This window comes from Streptomyces sp. NPDC052040 (genome assembly GCF_044548405.1).
Lineage (GTDB): Bacteria > Actinomycetota > Actinomycetes > Streptomycetales > Streptomycetaceae > Streptomyces.
This window is the reverse complement of the sequence record NZ_JBIUBV010000001.1, coordinates 791,359-808,653: the sequence shown is the minus strand read 5'-3', so window position 1 is coordinate 808,653 and position 17,295 is coordinate 791,359. Positions and strand designations below refer to the sequence as shown.

The 17,295-nt window shown below is 73.0% G+C and carries 16 protein-coding genes and 1 pseudogene; 5 read left to right on the top strand and 12 right to left on the bottom strand.

Annotated features, from left to right (window positions below; genetic code table 11):
- Positions 1-71 precede the first annotated feature (71 nt).
- Entirely contained in the window at positions 72-1,298 is a 1,227-nt protein-coding gene (locus ACIHAA_RS03415; RefSeq protein ID WP_399812421.1) for a serine hydrolase domain-containing protein, read from the top strand.
- Between the two features lie 93 nt (positions 1,299-1,391).
- Here ACIHAA_RS03415 and ACIHAA_RS03410 read toward each other — a convergent pair whose 3' ends face one another.
- From ACIHAA_RS03410 to ribA, 4 genes are all read right to left on the bottom strand, one after another.
- A complete protein-coding gene (locus ACIHAA_RS03410; protein WP_399812418.1) occupies positions 1,392-2,453 on the bottom strand; it encodes a saccharopine dehydrogenase in 1,062 nt (353 codons plus the stop codon).
- Complete coding sequence (locus ACIHAA_RS03405) at positions 2,450-3,595, bottom strand: NAD(P)/FAD-dependent oxidoreductase (RefSeq protein ID WP_399812416.1); 1,146 nt, start codon at positions 3,593-3,595, stop codon at positions 2,450-2,452. The genes ACIHAA_RS03410 and ACIHAA_RS03405 overlap by 4 nt, the downstream gene beginning before the upstream one ends.
- Positions 3,592-4,569 (bottom strand): ornithine cyclodeaminase family protein, encoded by a 978-nt coding sequence (locus ACIHAA_RS03400; protein WP_399812413.1) that lies wholly within the window; start codon positions 4,567-4,569, stop codon positions 3,592-3,594. Before ACIHAA_RS03400 ends, ACIHAA_RS03405 begins: the two co-directional genes overlap by 4 nt.
- 150 nt (positions 4,570-4,719) lie before the next feature.
- The gene (ribA, locus tag ACIHAA_RS03395) at positions 4,720-5,409 is read right to left on the bottom strand and encodes a GTP cyclohydrolase II (RefSeq protein WP_399812411.1); all 690 of its coding nucleotides are present in this window, start codon (positions 5,407-5,409) and stop codon (positions 4,720-4,722) included.
- A 53-nt stretch (positions 5,410-5,462) separates the two neighbouring features.
- Here ribA and ACIHAA_RS03390 point away from each other — a divergent pair, with 53 nt between their 5' ends.
- Positions 5,463-6,326: a creatininase family protein gene (locus tag ACIHAA_RS03390; RefSeq protein WP_399812409.1), complete on the top strand. Its 864-nt coding sequence runs from the start codon at positions 5,463-5,465 to the stop codon at positions 6,324-6,326.
- Between the two features lie 338 nt (positions 6,327-6,664).
- Here ACIHAA_RS03390 and ACIHAA_RS03385 read toward each other — a convergent pair.
- The 5 genes and pseudogenes from ACIHAA_RS03385 to ACIHAA_RS03365 all read right to left on the bottom strand — a co-directional run.
- Positions 6,665-7,672: pseudogene (locus ACIHAA_RS03385) on the bottom strand (lysylphosphatidylglycerol synthase transmembrane domain-containing protein); the annotation flags it as partial.
- On the bottom strand, positions 7,669-8,556 hold the full coding sequence (locus ACIHAA_RS03380) for an SAM-dependent methyltransferase (protein ID WP_399812406.1): 888 nt from the start codon (positions 8,554-8,556) through the stop codon (positions 7,669-7,671). The gene ACIHAA_RS03380 and the pseudogene ACIHAA_RS03385, both read right to left, overlap by 4 nt.
- Positions 8,553-9,767 carry a glycosyltransferase family 4 protein gene (locus ACIHAA_RS03375; RefSeq protein ID WP_399812404.1) on the bottom strand — a complete coding sequence of 405 codons (1,215 nt, stop codon included), beginning with the start codon at positions 9,765-9,767 and terminating at the stop codon, positions 8,553-8,555. Before ACIHAA_RS03375 ends, ACIHAA_RS03380 begins: the two co-directional genes overlap by 4 nt.
- Positions 9,764-10,162, bottom strand: coding sequence for a 6-pyruvoyl trahydropterin synthase family protein (locus tag ACIHAA_RS03370; protein WP_399812402.1), 399 nt, complete (start codon positions 10,160-10,162; stop codon positions 9,764-9,766). The genes ACIHAA_RS03375 and ACIHAA_RS03370 overlap by 4 nt, the downstream gene beginning before the upstream one ends.
- 172 nt (positions 10,163-10,334) lie before the next feature.
- Entirely contained in the window at positions 10,335-11,315 is a 981-nt protein-coding gene (locus ACIHAA_RS03365) for an NAD(P)-binding protein (RefSeq protein WP_399812399.1), read from the bottom strand.
- Between the two features lie 109 nt (positions 11,316-11,424).
- Between ACIHAA_RS03365 and ACIHAA_RS03360 the strand changes: the two genes are divergently transcribed.
- Positions 11,425-12,225 (top strand): CDP-alcohol phosphatidyltransferase family protein, encoded by an 801-nt coding sequence (locus ACIHAA_RS03360; RefSeq protein ID WP_399812396.1) that lies wholly within the window; start codon positions 11,425-11,427, stop codon positions 12,223-12,225.
- Positions 12,226-12,273: 48 nt separating this feature from the next.
- On the opposite strand, the gene ACIHAA_RS03355 is transcribed toward ACIHAA_RS03360, so the two are convergent.
- A complete protein-coding gene (locus ACIHAA_RS03355; RefSeq protein ID WP_399812393.1) occupies positions 12,274-12,774 on the bottom strand; it encodes an RpiB/LacA/LacB family sugar-phosphate isomerase in 501 nt (166 codons plus the stop codon).
- A gap of 281 nt (positions 12,775-13,055) precedes the next feature.
- Between ACIHAA_RS03355 and ACIHAA_RS03350 the strand changes: the two genes are divergently transcribed.
- A complete protein-coding gene (locus ACIHAA_RS03350; RefSeq protein ID WP_399812390.1) occupies positions 13,056-13,835 on the top strand; it encodes an MBL fold metallo-hydrolase in 780 nt (259 codons plus the stop codon).
- 100 nt (positions 13,836-13,935) lie between these two features.
- On the opposite strand, the gene ACIHAA_RS03345 is transcribed toward ACIHAA_RS03350, so the two are convergent.
- Positions 13,936-14,673 (bottom strand): hypothetical protein, encoded by a 738-nt coding sequence (locus ACIHAA_RS03345; RefSeq protein WP_399812387.1) that lies wholly within the window; start codon positions 14,671-14,673, stop codon positions 13,936-13,938.
- Positions 14,674-14,838: 165 nt separating this feature from the next.
- Complete coding sequence (locus ACIHAA_RS03340) at positions 14,839-16,290, bottom strand: MFS transporter (protein WP_399812385.1); 1,452 nt, start codon at positions 16,288-16,290, stop codon at positions 14,839-14,841.
- 308 nt (positions 16,291-16,598) lie between these two features.
- Between ACIHAA_RS03340 and ACIHAA_RS03335 the strand changes: the two genes are divergently transcribed.
- Positions 16,599-17,183 carry a TetR/AcrR family transcriptional regulator gene (locus ACIHAA_RS03335; protein ID WP_399812383.1) on the top strand — a complete coding sequence of 195 codons (585 nt, stop codon included), beginning with the start codon at positions 16,599-16,601 and terminating at the stop codon, positions 17,181-17,183.
- The last annotated feature ends 112 nt before the right edge of the window (positions 17,184-17,295 follow it).

The following is a 17,295-nucleotide window of genomic DNA, read 5'->3' as shown; positions in this document are numbered from 1 at the left end:
AGCCGGGCGGGGCCGTGGCATGTTGATCCCCACAGCCCGGGGACGGCGCCGGGTGGGACCGGAGGGGAACGATGGGACAGCTGCGTCAAGAGGTGGAGCCGGACGAGGTCGGCCTCGACCCGAAGGCCCTGGCCCGCCTCGACGGGCACTTCGCACGCCAGGTCGACGAGGGGGCGCTGCCCGGCTGTCTGGTGGCCGTCTCCCGGCACGGCCGTCTCGCGCACCTCCTGGCGTACGGGTACCGCGATGTGCGGAAACGGCTCCCGGTCGGGACCGACACCCTGTGGCGGATGTACTCGATGACCAAGCCGGTCACCTCGGTTGCCGCCCTGATGCTCATGGAGGAGGGCCGGTTCGGGCTGGACACACCCCTCGCGGACTTCCTGCCCGCCTTCGCCGAGCCGCGGGTCCATACCGGCGGCTCCGGACCGGAGCTGCGGACCCGCCCGGCCGAGCAGCCCCTTCTCGTCCGCCATCTGCTCACCCACACGGCGGGGCTGACCTTCGGCTTCTACCACGCGCACCCCGTGGACGCCTGCTACCGGGAGGCGGGCATCGAGTCGTCCGTGCTGCCCGGTACGGATCTCGCCGGAACCTGTGAGGCCTATGCCCGGCTGCCCCTCCAGTTCGAGCCGGGGACCCAGTGGAACTACTCCGTGGCGACCAATGTGCTCGGACGCCTGGTGGAGGTGGTGTCGGGACAGGACCTCGCCGCCTTCCTCGGCGAGCGGATCTTCGCCCCGCTGGGCATGGCGGACGCGGGCTTCTGGGTCACCGAGGAGCAGGCGCCCAGGCTCGCGGAGCTCTACGGCGAGACGGAGGACGGCGGGATCGCCCCGGTGCCGGGCCTGCCCCTGCACGGGCGGCCGCGGCTGCTCTCCGGCAGCGGCGGCATGGTCGCGACGGCGTACGACTACCACCGCTTCATGGAGTTCCTGCGCCGCCGCGGCGAACTGGACGGTGTCCGGCTGCTCGGCGCGGACACGGTCGCCGCGATGACCTCCAACCAGCTCCCCGGCGGTGCCGACCTGCGCTCCTTCGGCAGCCCGGTGCACCAAGATGCCGGCCGGGCGGGCCTCGGGTTCGGACTCGGGGTCTCGGTCGTCACCGACCCCGCACTCGGCCAGTCCCCCGCGGTCCGGGGTACGTTCGGCTGGAGCGGGGTCGCCACCACCACCTTCTGGGTCGACCCGGAGCACGATCTGACGGTCCAGTTCCTCACCCAGCTGCGTCCGAAGGGCTCGCACACGGTGTATCCGGAGCTGAAGCGGCTGCTCCACGCGGCGCTGACCGACTGACCGGCCGGGATGTGCAGGATGTGACGGACGGCCCGTGCGGCCGGAGCCGAGGCGGATGCCGTGCTGCGTGCCGGGTCGGAGGGGGCTCGGGCATCAGCCGTCGGCTCCCTCCCCGGTGCGGAGTCCGCGGACCGCCGCGTCGAAGCGCTCCCGGCAGCGTTGCCAGGCTCCGCCGCCGTCCCCGCCCGCTGCGAACTCCGCCAGCAGCGGGGTCAGCGCGGCGGAGAAGTCCGTGCTCGCCTCCAGCGGCAGCAGGGAGGGCAGATTGTCGATCGCGATGAGGTCGAGGACGGGCTCCTCGCGCAGCCGCCGGACCGGGTTCTCCCAGTCGGTGGGGGTGTCGTAGACGGGCAGGAGGTTCAGCGGCGAGCCGATGTCCGCCGTCACATCGCAGACGGTGCGCAGACGGCGGGCGGGGTCGTCGAGATCCTTGTCCGTCAGGAACGGCGGCACCGGGCTCGTGGTGAGCACGGTGTTGACCATCAACTCGTGGTCCAGCAGGGCCGTCCGGTCCAGATCGCGGGTCTCGGCCAGGTCCCAGCAGGTGGGGTCGGCACCCGCGACGCCGAGCGCGGCCCGCGCCCCGCGCCCGCTGCGCCCGAGCGCACCGATCACCAGGGCCTTCGCCGGGCCCGAGGCCGCGCGCAACCGGTCGTCCAGCTCCTCCTTCGATGTGGGCCGCAGCGGCGCGGTCAGCCGCGCGCGGTGGTGCAGCAGGGCGAGGGCGGCACCCGTATAACCGGCCCAGTAGCCGAACGCGACCAGTCGGCGCCCGGTGGAGTCCACCAGATACTCCAGGTCCAGCAGTGTCCCGCCGCCCCGGAGGAAGCGGCGCAGCAGGTCCGTGGCGCCGGGCTGCCCCTTGTAGGCGTGTCCGAAGAAGATGTGACGGTGACTCAGTGAGGGCGGCTCGTCCGGGAGTTCCTTCAGGCCGAGGACCACCGCGTCCCGGGGTGCCGTCGTCCAGGAGCCGGGGGCGGCGAGACGGCAGCCCGCCGCCTCGTACTCCTCGGCCGGGAAGACCCGCTGCGGTGAGTCCTCGACCGTGACGGTCGCTCCGCCGTCGACGAGCCGTCGGGCGTCGGACGGCGCCAGGGGGGTGCGCCGCTCGGTGGTGCGGGTCTCGTGGCGGAGCCACAGATGGAGTGCGGTCATACGCGGTTGACCTCCGGGCGCGGGGCGTCGGCGGCGAAGCGTTCGACGCTCAGGGGGCTGACGTCGACGAAGGGTACGCGGCCCAGACAGAGATCCCGCAGGACCTCGCCGACGGCGGGCCCCTGGAGGAAGCCATGGCCGGAGAACCCGGTGGCGTACAGGAAGCGGGAGGGTGAAGTCGCCTCGCCGATCAGGGCGTTGTGGTCGGGGGTGACCTCGTAGAGTCCCGCCCAGCCGCCGGTGCGGCGCAGGTCGAGCAGGGCGGGCGCCCGGTGTTCCATCGCCGCGCACAGCCGGGGTATCCAGCGGTCGTGGGTGCCGGTGTCGAAGCCGGGCCGTTCCTCGGGGTCGGACATGCCGACGAGGAGGCCGGGGCCCTCGGAGTGGAAGTAGAAGCTGGTGGTGAAGTCGATGGTCATGGGCAGCCCGGGCGGCAGGCCGGGGGCGGCCTCGGTGACGGCGATCTGACGGCGCAGCGGCTCCACCGGCAGCTCCACACCCGCCATCGCGCCAACGGCCCGCGACCAGGCGCCCGCGGCGCAGATCACGGTGCCGGTCTCGATGCGGCCCCGTTCGGTGTGGACGGCGGTGATGGTGTCGCCCCGCCGTTCGATGCCGGTGGCCGCACAGTGCCGCAGAATCCGGGCGCCGTGCCTGCGTGCCCCGGCCGCGTAGCCGAGCACCACCGACTCGGGGGTGCAGTGGCCGTCGTCGGGTGAGTAGGCGGCGGCCAGCAGCCCGTCGGTGGTGATGAGCGGCGACAGCCGCCGCGCCTCGGCCGGGTCGATCATGCGGCTGGGCACGCCGAGGGAGTTCTGGAGTGCGACCCCGGCCTCGAAGGAGGTGACCTCCTCGGGGGTGGAGAGCAGGAACAGATAGCCGACCCGGTGCAGTCCGATGTCCTGCCCCGGCTCCTCGGCGAAGCGGGCGAACGCCTCCAGACTGCGCGCGCCGAGCCGGATGTTGAGTTCGTCGGAGAACTGCGCCCGGACGCCGCCGGCGGCCCGTGCGGTGGAGCCCGCGCCCAGTTCACCGCGCTCGACCAGGACGACATCGGGGACGCCCGCGCGGGCCAGATGGTAGGCGGCGCTGATCCCCATCACCCCGCCGCCGATGACGACGACGCTCGCACGGGCGGTCATGAGCGGTGCTCCCGGCCGCGGGCGGCGTCGATCACGGCCCAGGCCGCGGCCGCGTCCTGGACGCCGATTCCGACGCTGAGGTGCAGCACGATGTCATCGGATCCGGTCCGCGCCTGTCGGCGGCCGGTCACCGCAGCGCCCAGCGGAATCAGGTCGTCCGGGGTGAGCAGTCCGTCCCGCAGTGCGGTGACGACCGGCCCCGTGTGGTCCCGGGCCGTCTCCGGGTCGTCCACGACCACGGCCGCAGCCCGCCGCACGGTCTCCTGGTCGACCTCGCTGCGTGTGGGTTCGAAGGACCCGACGCTGACGACCGTGCATCCGGGGGTGAGCCAGTCACCGTGCAGGACGGGGGTGCTGCTGAGGGTGCAGGCGGCCACCATCGGCAGTCCGGTGACGGCCTCGCGCGGTGTGTCCACCGCCACGACCGGGATGCCGAGTTCGGCGGCGAGATCGCGGGCGGCCCGGGCGCGCCGCTCCGGTGAGGGGCTCCAGAGGCGTACGGAGCGCAGTGGGCGCACCCGGGCGACGGCCCGTGCGTGCGCCCGTGCCTGGGTACCGGAGCCGAGCAGGCCGAGTTCCGCGCTGTCGGCGGTGGCGAGGGTGTCGAAGGCCACGGCGCTGGCGGCGGCGGTTCGGAGGGTGGTCACCGCGGTGCCGTCCAGGACGGCGACCAGTTCTCCCGTGACCGGGTCGAGAGCGTTGATCACCGCGTGGACCGTGGGCAGTCCGGCGGCCGTGTTGCCCGGGTTCACACTGCCGACCTTGGCGACGGTTCCGGTGTCCGGGGACAGCCGGGCGAGATAGCAGAAGACCACGCTGTCGTCGTGGCGGCTGGGGTGCATGATCTTGCCGGGGAGGTCGGCGGTGCCCTCCCCGAGCGCGGTGAAGGCGGCCCGCTGGGAACGGATCGCGCGGTCGGTGTCCAGCAGTTCCAGAACCTGCTCGTCGGTCAGGCGCAGGACGTCGTCGGTCATTCCTTGATTGTTTCCGGGATCCGGGCCCACGTCACCAGGGCATCCGGGTCATCCGGGTACAGCACGTCCAGGGGGCTCCGCGGTCTACCGGCGGACGGTCCCGAGGAGTGCGGGCGCGGCGGCCGGCTGCGGGGGCCGCCGCGCACCCGTTCAGGAGGAGTGCACCACCGCGTCGAGGTGCGGAAGGTAGTGGTCGAGCCGCTCCCGCTTGGTCCGCAGATAGGTGATGTTGTTCTCGCACGGCGGGATCAGCAGCGAGACCTGCTCCTGGACCGTGATGCCGTGCCGGACGAGCGCTTCCCGCTTGCGCGGGTTGTTGGAGAGCAGCCGCACGGACCGTACGCCGAGGTCGTGCAGCATCTCCGCGGCGACCCGGTAGTCGCGCGCGTCGACCGGGAAGCCGAGGGCGAGATTCGCCTCCACCGTGTCCAGGCCCTCCGCCTGGAGCTTCATCGCGCGCAGCTTGCCGAGCAGGCCGATGCCGCGCCCCTCGTGACCGCGCAGATAGACCAGGATGCCGCGCCCCTCGGCCACGATCTGCCGCAGTGCGGTGGAGAGCTGGGGGCCGCACTCGCAGTGCGTGGACCCGAAGGCGTCTCCGGTGAGGCATTCGGAATGCAGGCGGACCAGCATGCCTTCTTCCTCGATGTCGCCGTAGACCAGGGCGACTTGTTCGTCGCCGCGGTCGTGGTCGAGGTAGCCGACGGCTTCGAAATCACCGTATTTGGTGGGCAGCGGGGCATTGACAACCCGGGTGACGCCACGAGTGGAACCATTCACCGCTCGGGGGACCTCCGAGAGATGGGCATTGCCGCCGGACACCCCGTCGATGTCTGTCATGATCTATTCCAATCTGTAAGCGCAGGCGGTACGAGACGAAAGGCCCTGGAACCATGAGCGGTTCGGGAATTACGGATACTTCTGGGACGCGGGGGACGGCCGAGGCGGTTGCCGCCGGACACCGGCCGGGGGGCGGCGCGGATGTGCTGCCGTCGGACACCTCGCACGACGTCCGGGCCCGGGCGGAGGGTTCCGGCCGTCAGGTCGCCGTCCTTCCGGTGGGCAGTTTCGAACAGCACGGTCCGTATCTGCCGCTGGCCACCGACACCCTGGTGGCCTGCGCGATCGCCCAAGAGATCGCGGCCGCCCATCCGGTGCACCTCCTTCCTCCGGTGACGATCTCCTGCTCGCACGAACACGCGGACTGGCCGGGCACCGTGAGCATTTCCGCGGTCACCCTGCACGCGGTGGTGCGGGACATCGCCGAGTCGCTGAGGCGCTCGGGCGTGGAGGCCCTGGTGCTGGTCAACGGCCATGGCGGGAATTATGTCCTCGGTAATGTCGTACAGGAATCCGCGGGCAGCGGTGTGCGGATGGCCCTTTTCCCCGCCCCGGAGGACTGGGAGGCGGCCCGCGAACAGGCTGGCGTACAGACCTCGTTGCTCAGTGACATGCATGCCGGAGAAATCGAGACCTCCATTCTTCTGCACTGCCGTCCCGAATGGGTCGGAGCCGGTTACGAGACCACTGATTTCATTGCCGACGACCGCAGGCATCTACTTACCCTCGGCATGTCGGCCTATACGGAGTCCGGTGTCATCGGGCGTCCCTCGCTGGCTTCCGCGGAGAAGGGGAAGCAGTTGCTCGCGGCGCTCGCCGACTCCTTCGGCGCGTATGTCTCCCTGGTCGCCTCCGGGGAACCCGCCGCCGCTCCCCGGCCGGACGGCACGGCTCCCGGGGCACCGCGGCGGGCGTGACGCCGCGTCAGCAGCCGGGGGCGCGCACCGGGAGGTGAGCGGGGGTACGGGGCGTGCGGCACGGAGGCACGGAGCGCGTGGGGGGTGCGCTCCGTGCCCCGTACGCCGGACTCCTTGGACGAACTGGACGGCTCCTCCGGGCTGGAGGGCGCCTCCGAGCTGGAGGGCTCCTTCGGGCTGAAGGACGCCTCCGGGTCGGCGGGTTGCGCCATCCCAGGTTCCTCTGCCCGGCCCCGCAGTCCCGTGTACCACCGGGCCAGGAGTACGACGACGCCGGGCAGGCTCGCGGCGAAGCTGAGGACGCCGTAGACGACCGCGACGCCCAGCCCGGTGCCCGCACCGAGGCCCGCCGCGCCGAACGCCCAGGCGGTGACGCCCTCGCGGGGGCCCCAGCCGCCGACGTTCAGCGGCAGGCCCATGGCGATGAGGGCGAGCAGCGCCAGGGGCAGCAGCGTGGCCCAGGACGCCCGCGACCCGGCGGCCCGCGCGGCCACCAGGAACATCAGCAGATGCCCGGCGAGCACCACCACGGAGGAGACCAGCACCGCGGGCCAACTGCCGCGGGCCAGCAGGGCGGACCGGGCCTCGGCGAGCGCGGGCCCGAGCGTGCGCGACCGGCGGGAGCGCCGGGACGCCCGGCCCGGCCGCAGCGCCGCCACCACGGCGAGCACCCCGAGGGCGGCGAGCACCAGTAGTCCGGCGAGACGGCGGCCCTGGTCGAGCACCGGGGACGGGAAGGTGAGCAGCACCGGCACGCCGACGGCCACCAGGGCCACCTGACCGGCGGTGCGTTCCAGCACCACGGCCCGTACGCCCCGCCCCACATCACCGGTGCTCTGCCCGTGGCGCACCGCGCGGTGCACATCGCCGAGCACACCACCGGGGAGCGCCGCGTTGAGGAACAGGGCGCGGTAGTAGTCGGCGACGGCGGCGCCGAGCGGCAGCCGGATGTTCAGGGCGGCGGCGACCCGGCACCAGCGCCAGGCGCTGAACACCGTGGTCAGGACGCCGATTCCGAGCCCCACGAGCAGGGTCGGGGCGTCGATCCGGCGCAGTCCGTCGAGAAAGACACCGGTGCCGAGCCGCCACAGCAGCACCCCGAGGATGGCGGTGCCCGCGAGGGTCCCGAGGTGGGTGCGCAGGGCACGCGGGAGGGAGCGGCGACGGGCGGACGCCTGCTCGGCGACCGGGGCGGCGCCAGCCGGGGCGGCAGCAGCCGGAGCCGTGGCGACCAGGGCGGCGGCCAGAGCTGCGGCAGCCGGAGCCGTAGCGACCGGGGCTGCTGCGGCCGGAGCCGCGGCGGCCGGGGCCGCGGGAATCGTCGGGGCGGCCGTCCGGGTGGTCATCCCGCCGCCCCCTTCGGACGCGGCAGCACGAGGATGTCGCTGTGGTGCACCACGACGTCCAGCCGTCCCGCCGCGCAGAGGGCCAGGCGGTCCTGAAGATACGTATCGGCACGGTCCGCGAGGTCCGGCCGCTGCTCGACGGCCGCGCCGACCCAGCCGCGCAGCCATTCCGCGGTCAGTGCGGCCTGTTCGGCGCCGAGCCGCCAGGGGCTGGCCGCCACGCCCACGGTCGCACCCAGCCGCTCGAAGACCGTGCGGGCGGCCGGGACCGCGTCCGGGCCGAGCAGGCCCCCGCGGCGCTGGTGGGCGTTGAAGGCGTCGGCGATCTCCCGGTCCAGGGGATGGCCGGGGGTGAGGTCCACCCGGCCGACGACGGACAGGGTGAGCAGCGCCGGGCACCCCGCCCCGACGCAGGCCGCGGCGAAGGCTTCCAGCTCCTCGGCGGTGAGGACGTCGAGCAGCGCGGAGGCGGTCACCAGGGAAGCCCCTGCCAGGGCGTCCGGGGTGAGCCGTCCGATGTCGCCGCGCCGGGTGGTGACGGTGATCCGGCTCCCGTCGGCGGCCGTCCCCGGGGCGCTCACCGTGGCGAAGTGCAGCAGATAGGGGTCCCGGTCGTGCAGGACCCAGTGCTGGGCGCCGTCGAGGAGCGGGGCGAGCCAACGGCCCATCGAGCCGGTGCCGCAGCCCAGGTCGTGCACGACCACGTCGCCGTCGGCCCCGAGCCGCTTGCGCAGCGGGTCGAGCAGCTCCCGGGAGCGGGCCGCCGCGTCCGCGGGTTCGCGCAGCTGGAGCCACTGGGGGGCGTAGCGGGGGACGTCGGGCCCGGAGCCCTCGGCGGGGACCGGGTGCGCCCCGGGTCCGGGGGGAGTGCTCGGTGTGCTCATGCCGCCCTCCAGGGCTTGTGGGGCAGCCCGGCCAGAACGCCCGCCAGGCTGCGGGCCGTGGTCGCCCATCCGTCCAGTGCGGCCCGGCGGCCGCGCGCGGCGGCCTTCAGCCTCCGGCGCACATCCGCCTCGCCGAACCAGCCGCGCAGTTCCGCGGCCAGTGCGGCGGGGTCCTCCGGCGGTACGAGGATGCCGGGCACCCCGCCGTCGGGCGCGCGCCCGACGGCCTCCGGCAGGCCGCCGACGTCGGTGGCGAGGACCGGGATGCCCCGGGCGAGCGCCTCGGTGACGGCCATGCCGTAGGTCTCCGCGTAGGAGGTCAGGACCATCAGGTCGGCGGCGGCGTAGCTGGCGTCGAGGGCGGCGCCGGACCGCGGTCCGACGAGGTGCAGCCGATCGCCGAGGCCATGGGTGTCGATGAGGGCGCGCAGCCGGTCGACGTACTCGGGGTCCTGGCCGAGGCCGCCGACGCAGTGGCAGCTCCACGGCAGGTCCTTGACGGCGGCGAGGGCCTCGATCAGCCGGTGCTGGCCCTTGCGGGGGGTGACGGCGGCCACGCACAGCAGACGGGAGACGCCGTCGGTGCCGGGGGCCAGCGGCGCGATGTCGGCGCCGGGCGCGGCGGCGTGGACGCGTTCGGGCGCGAGTCCGTGGTGGGAGACGAGCCGGCGTACGGCCCAGTCGCTGGTGGCGACGACGGCGGGCACGGCGCGCAGGGTGGCGCGCTCCTTGGCGTCGAGTGCGGCCGCAGTGGCCGGGTCGAGGCCCGTCTCGTCCCCGAGCGGCAGATGCACCAGGACGGCGAGGCCGAGCCGGTCGGCCTCGGGGGTGATGATCTCGGGGACGCCGCAGGCGACCAGGCCGTCGAGCAGGACGGTCGTGCCGTCGGGCATTTCCCGCAGGGTGCGGGCGAGTTCCGCGCGGGCGGCGGCCCCGGGCCGGGGCCAGGAGCCGTCCACGGTGTGCTGCCGAACCTGCCAGCCGAAGCCGGGCAGGTCGAGGCAGATACGGCGGTCGTAGGCGTTGCCGCCGCTGGGGGTGGCCGGGTCGTCGACACCGCCCGGCATGACGAAGTGCACGGTGCGCAGGGACATGGGGATGACATCGGCGTTTTTCAGCGCCGTGTTCTGCACGGGCACATAGTTCAGCCGGGCCGGGGGCGTCCGGCCGAGTGAGCCCGGTGGCGTACGGCCGATGGTCGTGTCCGTCACAGGGCACGCTCATAACTCGCCCAGGCGATGTGGGACTCGTGGAGCGTGACGGTGAGACCGGCGATCTCCCGGGCGCCCTCGCCCAGCGCTCCCTGGTGGATCCGCTCGGCGAGGCGGTCCGCGATCACCTTGGCCAGGAACTCGGTCGAGGTGTTGGTGTGCGCGAAGTCGGGCTCGTTGTCGAGGTTGCGGTAGTTGAGCGCGCTCACCACGGCGCCCAGCTCCTGTGTGGCCAGTCCGATGTCGACGACGATGTTGTCGTCGTCCAACTCCGCGCGGCGGAAGGTGGCGTCCACGAGGAACGTCGCTCCGTGCAGTCGTTGCGCCGGTCCGAAGACCTCGCCGCGGAAGCTGTGGGCGATCATCAGGTGATCGCGGACGGTGATGCTGAACAACGGACGACCCTCCAGGTGCGGTACGTCTGCCCCCTGTCGGGGCATGTCGTGTAGTACGGCCGGTCCCGGCGCGTTGTTCAGCTGCCCGTTCTCCTTGTGCCGGTCTTTTCTGCGAATTCCCTGAGGGTTTCCCAGGAGTCCGGACAACTCGGGCGGCGGGGACGGCCGGGACTCAGTCGGCGGCGTAGCGGATACGGTGGCACAGGCCCTTGAGTTCGCCGTCCGCGAGGCGCGGCAGCAGGCCGGGGAGGTCCTCGAAGTCGGACTCCCCGGTGATGAGTGCGTCGAAGGCGGGGTCGGCGAGCAGTTCCAGGGCGAGGGCCATCCGTTCGGCGTAGCCGCGTCCGTGCCGGGCGCGCGGCGAGACGGTGCCGACCTGGCTGCTGCGCAGGGTGAGGCGGCGCGAGTGGAAGGCCTCGCCGAGCGGCAGGGTGACGCGCCGGTCGCCGTACCAGCTGAGTTCGACGACGGTGCCCTCGGGGGCGAGCAGTTCCAGGGACGTGAGGAGGCCCGCCTCGCTGGCGCTGGCGTGGACGACGAGGTCGCAGTCGCCGAGCGCGTCCCCGGGCAGCGCGAAGTCCACGCCGAGCGCGCGGGCGGTCCCGGCGCGGCCGGGGTCGGCGTCCACGAGCTGGACCCGTACCCCGGGGTGGCGTGCGAGGAGGGCGGCGACGGAGCAGCCGACCATGCCGCCGCCGACCACCGCGATCCGGTCCCCGATCTGGGGGCCCGCGTCCCAGACCGCGTTGACGGCGGTCTCCACCGTGCCGGCCAGGACGGCACGGCCGGCGGGCACGGAGTCCGGTACGACGGTGACCGCCGAGGCGGGCACCACATAGCGGCTCTGGTGCGGGTAGAGGCAGAAGACGGTGCGTCCGGCCAGGTCGGCGGGCCCGTGCTCCACGCGGCCGACGCTGAGATAGCCGTATTTCACGGGGGCCGGGAAGTCGCCCTCCTGAAACGGGGCACGCATCGCGGCATGCTGGCTCTCCGGCACCCCGCCGCGGAAGACGAGGGTCTCGGTGCCGCGGCTGACACCCGAGTACAGGGCGCGTACGAGTACCTCGCCGTCGCCGGGTTCGGGCAGCTCGGTGCGGCGCACCTCCCCCTGGCCCGGCGAGCGCAGCCAGAAGGCCCGAGCGGTGAGGTCCATCTGCGTCCTCCTGAACGATCGACCGACTCTTCACGTACCGCAGCTACGAGAAGTCGCGCACAAGGTACGCGGCGAAGATCGAATCTGTCACTTGGCCGGAAGGTGAGCGGTGGCCCTGAACCACATGTACGAGGCGAGGCTCTTGCAGCAGGAGACGACCGTGGGAGCGGGTGTGCAGGTGCTGCTGCTGACCCTGCTGGGCACGGCGATCGGCATGGGCCCGGCGGGCTGGCTGACCGGCCTGGCGTTCGCGCTCGCCACCTGGGCGGTGCTCACCCGTGCCGTGCTCCGCTCCCGGCTGCGCTCCTTCGGTCCGGCCAACCGGGTCACCCTGGGCCGGGCCACCCTGGTGGGCGGTGTCACGGCGCTGGTCGCCGACTCCTTCGAGAGTTCGCCGCCGGTGACGCTGCTGGTGGGCCTGACCGCGGTGGCGCTGATCCTGGACGGCGTGGACGGCAAGGTGGCCCGCCGCACGGGCACCTCGACGGCGCTGGGCGCACGCTTCGACATGGAGGTCGACGCGTTTCTGATCCTGGTGCTGAGTGTCTATGTGTCGATGTCGCTGGGCCCCTGGGTGCTGCTGATCGGCGGGATGCGCTACGTGTTCGTGGCGGCGGCCCGGGTGCTGCCGTGGCTGAACGGCGCGCTGCCGCCGAGCATGGCGCGCAAGACGGTGGCGGCCCTCCAGGGCGTCGCCCTGCTGGCGGCCGGGTCCGGCTTCCTGCCGTACGCGGCCACGGCGGCGGTGGTCGCGGGCGCGCTGGCGTCCCTGGTGTGGTCGTTCGGGCGGGATGTGCTGTGGCTGTGGAGCGTACGGGACCGGGGCGGGAACGTACGGGACCGGGGCGAGGGCCCGACGGCGGACGAGTCGGCGCTGCGGACGGTGCCGGAACTGGTGGCGGGCGGCTGACTGCCGGCCCCGGGCCCGGGCCCGGGCGGACCGACGCTCCCCCGGCGACTACGGCGCGGCCCCCTCGCGGCCGATGCGTCCGATGGGTCCAGTGGGTCCAATGCGCCCAATGTCTCCAATGCGTCCGACATGAGCGACGTTCTGCCGGTCGTCGGCCTCCGCGCTCGCCTCGGCCGCGAACCAGGCGTCGAGGATCTCCCTCAGCAGCGGCCCGGACGTCAGCCGCAGACTGAGGGCCAGCACATTGGCGTCGTTCCAGCGGCGCGCGCCCCCGGCCGTGTAGGCGTCCGTGCACAGCGCGGCCCGTACTCCCGGCACCTTGTTCGCGGCGATCGACGCGCCGGTGCCGGTCCAGCAGCACACGACGGCCTGGTCCGCCCTCCCCTCGGCGACGTCGCGGGCCGCCGCCTCCGAGCACACCGCCCACCGGTCGTCGTCACCGGCACGCAGGGCTCCGTGGAGCAGCACCTCATGACCCCGGTCGCGCAACTCCTCGACCAGGCCGCGGGCGACGGGTTCGTCCATGTCAGAGGAGACCGAGATCCGCATGGCGCGCAGACTACTCCGCCCGGCCCCCGCGGCGTGCGGGGCCGGAGCAGTCACCTCGCCCGGACGGCGGCACCGCACCCGCCCTCCCGTGCACGCGGGATGCCCGTATCAGCGGCGCTCACCGTGAACAAGGCGGGCTGCCGCCCTCCCGTGCACGCGGGATGCCCGGGACTCGGCCCCGGCTGCGAGAGGATGCCTCCGCGGCGCCCGGCGAGGCGTCTTCTGTCCGCCGTACGTCCGGGCCGCCCGCTCTCCGGCCCCGAGGGAAGACCGGTGATCCCATGCCCCCTGTGAGCCTTGTCGAGGTCGCGGCCGATGTGTTCCTCGTTCCCGGGAGCAGTACCAACTGGGTGATCGTCAAGGACGGTGACGCCGCCGTCCTCGTCGACACGGGATACCCCCGGGACCGGGAGCGCCTGCTCGCGTCCCTGGCGGCCGTGGGCGTCGACCCCCGCGGGGTGGCGGCCGTGCTGATCACCCATGCGCACAACGACCACATGGGCGCGGCGGAACATCTGCGGTGCACACACGGGACGGCCGTTCTGATGCACCGGGCGGAACTCCCGCATGCACGGCGGGAGTTCCTGCACCAGGTGTCGGTCGGCCGGGTCCTGGCCAACGGCTGGCGCCCCGGCGTCCTGTCCTGGGCCGCGCACGCCCTGCGGGCGGGCGGGACGGCACATGTCCCGGTCGTCGAGCCGCAGCCGTTCCCCGGGGAGGGCCGACTCGACCTCCCGGGGCGACCGCTTCCGGTGCTCACCCCCGGTCACACCGATGGGCACTGCGCCTATCTGCTGCCGGACAGCGGGATTCTGATCACGGGTGACGCGCTGGTGAGCGGCCATCCGACCTCCCGGTGCCGCGGGCCCCAGCTGCTGCCCAGGATGTTCCACCGCGACCGGGCCAGGGCGCTGGACTCCCTCACCGTTCTGGCGGAGCTGGACGCCGATGTGCTGCTCCCCGGCCATGGCCCGATCATCCGCACCTCGGTCGCCGCCGCGGTCGAGCGGGCCCGTGAACTGGCCGCGGAGGACGGGCCGGTGATCCGCCGCCACCGCTGAGGCCGGCCCGCCGCGGCCGTGGGTCCCGCGGGCGAAGTCCCTTGCCCGCGGACCCCGTGCGGACTGCATGCGGGCTACATGTGGGTGGGCTACATGTGGGCTACATGTGGGCGCTGATCACGCCACCGGCGCTGAGCACGATGTACACACCGTTGGCGTCGAGACCGACATCGTGCTGGTTGGCGTCCAGTGTGGCGTCCACCGAGCCGTCGAGCCCGATGATCTGCGCCCGGTACCGGTTGTTGTCACCGATCTTCGTCACCTTGGCCGTCCAGTCGCCCGCGAGGTGGAAGGTGCCGGGTCCCTGGTGTCCGCCGCCCATCCAGGAGTGGACCTCGCCGCCCAGAGTGAGCACCACGAACATGTCATTGGCGTCGAGCCCGGCGTCCCGGCCGTTGGTTTCCAGGGTGGCGTAGACCGAACCCTGGTGGACCAGCTTGGCGCGGTAGCGCTGGCCGCTGAGCCGGTAGATCTCGGCCTTGCTGCCGTCCGCCAGAGTCCGGGTGCGGACCGGGGTTTCCGTCCTGGCCGCGGCGGACGGTGTGGTGCCGTGGTGCGCGACGGCGGCCAGCGTGCCGGTCCGCACACCGGCCGGGGCGTTGTCCGCGCTTGTCCTGGCGCCGTGGTGCGCACCGCCGCTGCCGACGGAGAGCGAGGCGGCCGAGGCGGCGGTCCTCGTCTCCGAACCGGCTGCGGCGCTCTTGCCCCCGCCCGCGCAGGCGGTCAGCGAGAACGCCGCAGCCGCGGCGACGGCCACCAGGCCGACGGAACGGACGGTACGGACGGTACGGACGGTACGGACGGCACGACGAGCGTGGCGGACAGGGCGAGTGGTCATGATCGGAATCCCCCATGGATGGTCGGGACACGGCGCTTCCCCCTGCTCCCCGCAGGGGGGCCGCCGGTCTTCTATTGCCTACACCCCGTCAGATGACCCTCCAGCGAGGGGAGTTCACCGGACTCTGTCCGCACTTGGTAACAGCGGGACAGAGCCCGGCGGGGGTCAGCCGCGTGTGCCCGGTACGGCGGTCTCCGGCTCGGTGTGCACCGGGTGATCGGCGGCGCGCGGCACACCGATGACACGGCCCGCGTGCCGGACCGGGACGAGCAGCGCGGCCAGGGCAGCACCGAGGCAGAGCAGGGCCAGCAGCCCGAAGCCATGGGTGTAGCCGGAGGCGTAGGGCAGGCCGGAGGGCTGGAGGCGGTCCGTCACCAGCACGCTGGTGACGGCGGCGCCTATGGAGCCGCCGATCGTCCGGATGTTGGCGTTCATCCCGGTCGCGGCGCCGGTCTGCTCGGGCGGCACGCTGCCGACGATCAGATTGGCCATCGAGGCGAAGGCCAGTCCGATGCCGAAGCCGAACACGCCCGCCACCAGGGCCACCTGCCACTGCCGGTCGTGCCAGAGCGCCAGGAAGCCACAGGCCACCGCGCCCAGCGCGGCACCGGTCGTGAGCAGGGCCTTGGCGCCCACCACCGGCTCCAGACGGCCGCTCAGCACACCCGAGAGGAACATGGCGACCAGCATCGGCACCATGAGCAGTCCCGACGCGGTCACGGTCGCGCCGAAGCCGTATCCCGCCGAAGAGGGCGTCTGGACGAAGCCCGGCAGGAAGGACCAGATGGAGTACATACCGGCGCCGAACAGCAGTGCGGCGGCGTTGGTGGTCCACACGGCGGGCAGCCGCATGACGCGCAGATCGATCAGCGGGCTGCGGGAGCGCGCCTCGGAGGTCAGCCACAGCGCGAAGAGCACCACGGCCGCGACGAACAGACTGATCACCCGGGCCGAGCCCCAGCCCCATCGGGTCGCCTCGCTGAGCGGCAGCAGCAGGGCCACAAGCCAGGCGGAGAGCAGCACGGCACCGGCCCAGTTGACCCGGCCCTCGGCCCGGCGCGGCGACTCGGGCACATAGCGCAGGGCGATCAGCGTGGTGGCGGCGACGACGCCGACCGGGATCCAGAACAGCCAGTGGTAGTCGAGCGCGGACACGATGGGCCCCGCCGCCACCATGCCGACGCCGCCGCCCGCGGCGATCACGGCGGACAGGTTGCTGATGCTTCCGGGGACCTCGGAGGGGGCGAACTCGTCACGGATGATCCCGAAGGACAGCGGGAACAGCGCACCGCCGGCGCCCTGGACGACCCGGGCGACGATCAGTACGCCGATGCTGGGCGCGAGGGCGGCGAGCAGACAGCCCGCCAGCACGGTCAGCAGCACGGCGACCAGGGTGCGCTTCTTGCCGACGAGGTCACCGACCCGGCCGAGGATCGGTGTGAACACCGAGGCGGACAGCAGATAGGCCGTCATCACCCAGGTGGCGGTGGACTGCGAGGTGTGCAGCGCGTGCTGGACGGTCGGCAGGGCGGGCGCGATCAGCGACTGCAACATGGAGAACACGCCCGCACCGGTCGCCAGGACGGCGAAGGTGAGACGGGTGGAGTTCCGTGGCATCGAAAAGCCTCTCCGGGCAGGGTGGGGCCGAGGTCGTCGGTCCGGGGTGGTACGGGTTCCGCCGTGCCACGGGCGGCACGGCGCACACCGGGAGCCGCGGACGGCGATCACAGGTGTGCGGCCGGACACCGGGCCCGGCTCGGTTCAAAAGATGTCGAGGCGATGTCGAGGGGTACGGGAACGGCGGCGCCGCGCACGACGTGCACACGGCCGGGCCGGGGCACACCCCGACTGCTAAAGTGGAGGTACGCCTCCACTGTACCGGAGGTGACCCTCCGCTTCAAGCGGGTTCCGTCAGGGAGGCAGCAGTGACGGCCCAGCCGTTCCCCGTGAGCGAGATCGTCGCGGCCCAGCGACCGCACCGGAAGGACGCCGCCCGCAACTACGACGCACTGCTCGCCGCCGCCCGCGAGGCCTTCGCGGAGAACGGCGCGGAAGCCTCCCTGGAGGACATCGCCCGACGCGCCGGTGTCGGCATCGGCACCCTCTACCGCAACTTCCCGACCCGTCGGCACCTCTTCGAGAGCGTCTACGCCGGGGAAGTCAACGATCTGTGCCGGGTGGCCCGGGAGGTGGCGGACCGGGAGCCGTGGGAGGCGCTCACCTCCTGGCTGCGCCGGTTCGTGGACTACACGGTGACCAAGCGGGCCATCCGCGAGGCGATGGACGACGAGTCGGACATCTTCCTCGCCTGCCGGGAGTCCATGTACCAGGCGGGCGGCCCCCTGTTCGAGCGGGCCCAGAAGGAGGGCGGCGCCCGCACCGACATCGGCTTCGACGATGTGATCCGGATGGTCGCCGGGATCACCGCGACGAACTTCCTGGACGACGCCCAGCGCGACCGCGTCCTGGCCGTAGCCCTGGACGGCATACGAACCCGGCCCACCACCTGACCACCGGCCACGCCCGGACACCCCCCGGCCGCCCTTCCGACACCACCACGCAGGGCTTTCATCCGCGGATTCCCCTTTGGTGACAATCCGTCGGAAAACACACGGTTTCGAT

Excerpts from the sequence above, each read along its gene's own strand:
- ACIHAA_RS03365 (WP_399812399.1), bottom strand. The coding sequence starts at position 11,315 with ATGGACCTCACCGCTCGGGCCTTCTGGCTGCGCTCGCCGGGCCAGGGG.
- ACIHAA_RS03345 (WP_399812387.1), bottom strand. The coding sequence starts at position 14,673 with ATGACCACTCGCCCTGTCCGCCACGCTCGTCGTGCCGTCCGTACCGTC.
- ACIHAA_RS03390 (WP_399812409.1), top strand. The coding sequence starts at position 5,463 with ATGAGCGGTTCGGGAATTACGGATACTTCTGGGACGCGGGGGACGGCC.
- ACIHAA_RS03340 (WP_399812385.1), bottom strand. The coding sequence starts at position 16,290 with ATGCCACGGAACTCCACCCGTCTCACCTTCGCCGTCCTGGCGACCGGT.
- ACIHAA_RS03415 (WP_399812421.1), top strand. The coding sequence starts at position 72 with ATGGGACAGCTGCGTCAAGAGGTGGAGCCGGACGAGGTCGGCCTCGAC.
- ACIHAA_RS03355 (WP_399812393.1), bottom strand. The coding sequence starts at position 12,774 with ATGCGGATCTCGGTCTCCTCTGACATGGACGAACCCGTCGCCCGCGGC.
- ACIHAA_RS03400 (WP_399812413.1), bottom strand. The coding sequence starts at position 4,569 with ATGACCGACGACGTCCTGCGCCTGACCGACGAGCAGGTTCTGGAACTG.
- ribA (WP_399812411.1), bottom strand. The coding sequence starts at position 5,409 with ATGACAGACATCGACGGGGTGTCCGGCGGCAATGCCCATCTCTCGGAG.
- ACIHAA_RS03380 (WP_399812406.1), bottom strand. The coding sequence starts at position 8,556 with ATGAGCACACCGAGCACTCCCCCCGGACCCGGGGCGCACCCGGTCCCC.
- ACIHAA_RS03405 (WP_399812416.1), bottom strand. The coding sequence starts at position 3,595 with ATGACCGCCCGTGCGAGCGTCGTCGTCATCGGCGGCGGGGTGATGGGG.
- ACIHAA_RS03410 (WP_399812418.1), bottom strand. The coding sequence starts at position 2,453 with ATGACCGCACTCCATCTGTGGCTCCGCCACGAGACCCGCACCACCGAG.
- ACIHAA_RS03350 (WP_399812390.1), top strand. The coding sequence starts at position 13,056 with ATGCCCCCTGTGAGCCTTGTCGAGGTCGCGGCCGATGTGTTCCTCGTT.